Below are 3845 nucleotides of genomic sequence, written 5' to 3' on the forward strand. Positions count from 1 at the left end.
CCTTCGCGCTGGCGCGCGCCTTCGCCTACACGATCGTCAACGTCTATGCGATCAAGATGGCGGGAGTCTTCATGCTGATCACCTCGACGATCGCGGTGCGCACCGCCTTCGTGGCGCGCTGGATGGCGGCGCCGGGGTTTGTCATGGCCCTGTTCCTGCTGTTTGCCAGCCAATGGGTCGACTGGAGCTTCATCGTCTTTCCGGCATGGGCCCTGCTGATCAGCGTCTACATCCTGATCGCCAATCTCCACCGCGCGCCGGCGACCTAGAGCATGCCGCCTTCCGGCAATGCCCCGATGCCCGGAACTATGGTGAGCCCGGGCCAGTGCTCATAGGGCGCCACAGCTGCGCAACGGAACGCCGATGGCGATGCGCTTGTTGCCGTGCTTCAGGCATCCGCGACGCCACGTGCCGGCGTACGTGATGCCGTCGATGGTCACACTGCCCTGGCCGTCCGGCAGTCCGGCCATGTATACGCCCTGGTAACGCTGCCCGGCCGGCCATTCGTAGCGACCCAACCCCTCCCGCTTGCCGCGACGGAAAGTGCCCTCGAAGAGATCGATCGGGCGCCCGTGCTCGTACCATTGAACGACCCCGCGACCTTCCATTCGCCCTGACCGGCAAACGCCGGACCAGGTCGCAACATCCTCGGGGGCGGGACGCCAATCCCACAACCGGCAGCCGACACGGGGATCGAGCTCCCAGCTGCCGTCCCGGCACGGTCCAGTCCAGCTGATCTCCAGAGAGTCGGGCTCTCCGACATCGCACGGCTCGGCGCGGATGTCGGCTGCGGCGAGCGCCAGCGCCGGCACCAGCAGAAAGAGGCTGCAGGTCGCGGCCGTCCAGGCGTTACGGCGAAGCCGCCATCTCCGGATGACTCCCATCGAACTCATCTCCGGTTCCTGACTCCGATGATGAATGTGCCCCGCCAAGCGCATTCCCACCTTGATTTGCCTCAAGAATCTCTTGCAAGCTTTGCGGCCCTGTTGGACGCATCGAGCAGGAACTCGGGCCAGTCGGCGGGAATCACGCGCGACGCGCCGCTGCACAAGATGACCCCGAAGCAATGGCATGAAGTCATCGCCGTCGATCTCGGCTCCTGCTTCACGGCCTCGGCCTGATTGATGCAGGTCAAGGCTGCCGACCGGCACTTCACCGAAGCTTTTCTCGCCGAGCCGATCGAACGCGCGAAAGCAGACAATGGACACACTGGCCACTCCGCCGGGACGGCCTGACGCGGAACAAGCGCTCATCGAGCTCGCGCGCAGTCTCGCCCATGAGCTTTGGCCCGGTCGAAGAGCTGCGGACCGGGCAGGCCTCGACGGCTCGCTGGATCGGGACTGGGGCTTCGACAGCCTGTCGCGCGCCGAACTGCTGCTGCGCGTTGAACGGGCGTTCGGCACGCATCTACCGGAACGGCTGCTGAGCGAAGCCGAGACGTTGCGCGACCTCGCGAATGCACTCGCGGAGGCAAAAGTCCGCGTCGCTGCACCACCCGAGCTCACCCCCCGAGCCCCTGCTGTCGGGCCGGCGGAACCGGCACCCGAGGCAGCGACAACCCTGACGGAGGTGCTCGACTGGCACGCCGGCCGTCACGGCGAGCGCAACCACATCATGCTGCTGGACGGCGAGGGGCATGAAACGCCGATCAGCTATCGGCAACTCGCGGAGCGGGCGCGCGCCGTCGCGCGCGGGCTGCTCGTCCGCGGGCTCGAGCCGGGCGAGCGGGTCGCCATCATGCTGCCGACGAGCGAGGCCTTCTTCGTTGCCTTCCTGGGCGTGCTTTATGCCGGCGGCGTGCCGACACCGATCTACCCGCCGGCGCGGCTGTCCCGCGTCGAGGAGCATCTGCGCCGCCAGGCCAACATCCTGGGCAATGCCCGCGCCGTCATCCTGATCGCCGCGCCGGAAGCCTCCGCCATCGCTCGGCTGCTCCGGTTGCAGCTGGAAAGCCTGAGGCGCGTCGATACGATAAACGACCTCGCCGCCGTGGGCATCGACGGGCCGACGCTTCCGGTAGCCCGACGCGCAACCGACATGGCGCTGGTGCAGTACACCTCGGGCAGCACCGGCGATCCAAAGGGCGTGGTGCTGACCCACGCCAACCTGCTGGCCAACATCAGGGCCATGGGAGAGGCCATGGCGGCAGGACCATCCGATGTCTTCGTGAGCTGGCTGCCGCTCTATCACGACATGGGGCTGATCGGGGCGTGGCTGGGCAGTCTTTACTTTGCCGCTCCGCTGGTCGTCATGTCGCCGCTTGTCTTCCTGGTACGGCCGGAAAGCTGGCTGTGGGCCATCCACCGTCACAAGGGAACATTGTCGGCGGCGCCGAACTTCGCCTTCGAGCTCTGCCTGCACCGCATCGACGATGCGAAGATTTCCGGTCTCGACCTCCGATCCCTGCGCATGGTCACCAACGGATCGGAGGCGGTAAACCCGCACACCATCCGTCGCTTCGCGTCGCGCTTTGGCCCTTGCGGTTTCGGCATCGGCGCCATGGCACCCGTCTATGGCCTCGCCGAGAATGCCGTCGGCCTTGCTTTCCCTCCCCTCGGCCGGCCACCGGTCATCGACCGGGTCGACCGGCAGGCGCTCACCCGTCAAGGATACGCCGCGCAAGCCGCGCCGGAGGCGACGGATGCCCTCGAGTTCGTCGCCTGTGGCCGACCGTTGCCCGGTCATCAGATTCGCATCGTCGATGCCACCGGCGAGGTCGGCGAGCGCCAGGAAGGCCGCCTGCAGTTTCGCGGGCCATCGGCGTCGTCAGGATATCTCGACAATCCAGCCAAGACCGCGGAGCTGTTCGACGGCGGGTGGCTCAACAGCGGCGATCTCGCCTATGTCGCGGGCGGCGATGTCTTCATCACCGGCCGCTCCAAGGACATCATCATCCGGGCCGGGCGCCACATCCATCCCGACGAGCTGGAAGCAGCCGTCGGCGACCTTGCCGGCATTCGCAAAGGCTGCGTCGCAGTGTTCGGCGCGAGCGACCCACATGCCGGCACCGAGCGACTGGTCGTCGTCGCCGAGACGCGCTTGACCGCAGCGGTGCAACTGGCCGCCCTGCGCCAAGACGTTGCGGATACCGCAACGCGCCTGCTCGACGCCCCGCCGGAGGAGATCCTGCTGGTGCCGCCGGGCAGCGTGCCCAAGACCTCGAGCGGCAAGCTACGGCGCACGGCGACGCGCGAGCTCTTCCTGCAGCGACGCCTGGGCAAAGGGGCCGAGCCCGCATCGCGGCAGCTCGTCCGCCTTACCCTGTCGGGTGTGGCGATGGCCTTGCGCCGTGGCCGCCGGATGCTGGGCGCGTTGGCTTACGCCGCCTGGTGGTGGACCGTGCTTGTTGCCGCGTCCGCCGTCCTGTGGCCGCTGGTGATTCTTGTTCCCGGACGGTCGCGACGCTGGGCGATCGTCCATGCCACGGCCCGACTGCTGCTGTGGTTGATGGCGGTTCGCGTCGAGGTCACAGGGGCGTGGCCGAAGGGCGGAACGCTGCTCGCCATCAACCACAGCAGCTACTTCGACAGCCTGGTGGTGGCGGCCATCGTCCCGGGGGAACCCGCCTTCGTGGCCAAGCGCGAGCTCGACGCGCAATATGTGGCGGGTCCTTTCCTGCGCGCCCTCGGCGCCTTGTTCGTCGAACGCATCGATGCCGAAGGCGGCATTGCCGACACACGGGCGGCGCTCGCCGCGGCACAGGCGGGTCGGATGCTCGCGTTTTTCCCCGAAGGCACTTTCCGGCGTGCCTATGGCCTGCGGCCGTTCCGGTTGGGAGCCTTCGTCGTCGCCGTTCAACAAAGGCTCGGGGTCGTGCCCGTCACACTGTGCGGCACGCGATCGAT

Annotated in this window: 2 protein-coding genes and 1 pseudogene; 2 read left to right on the forward strand and 1 reads right to left on the reverse strand. The window is 67.5% G+C overall.

Going from position 1 to position 3845, the window contains the following annotated elements:
- Positions 1-269, forward strand: a pseudogene (locus AB7O82_RS37665) (hypothetical protein); the annotation flags it as partial.
- Positions 270-329: 60 nt separating this feature from the next.
- Here AB7O82_RS37665 and AB7O82_RS37670 read toward each other — a convergent pair.
- Complete coding sequence (locus tag AB7O82_RS37670) at positions 330-893, reverse strand: hypothetical protein (RefSeq protein ID WP_428537991.1); 564 nt, start codon at positions 891-893, stop codon at positions 330-332.
- A gap of 307 nt (positions 894-1200) precedes the next feature.
- Between AB7O82_RS37670 and AB7O82_RS37675 the strand changes: the two genes are divergently transcribed.
- On the forward strand, positions 1201-3845 hold a 2645-nt coding region (locus AB7O82_RS37675), incomplete at its 3' end, for an AMP-binding protein (protein ID WP_428621868.1).

The organism is Reyranella sp., assembly GCF_050185545.1.
Lineage (GTDB): Bacteria > Pseudomonadota > Alphaproteobacteria > Reyranellales > Reyranellaceae > Reyranella.

Excerpts from the sequence above, each read along its gene's own strand:
- AB7O82_RS37670 (WP_428537991.1), bottom strand. The coding sequence starts at position 893 with ATGAGTTCGATGGGAGTCATCCGGAGATGGCGGCTTCGCCGTAACGCC.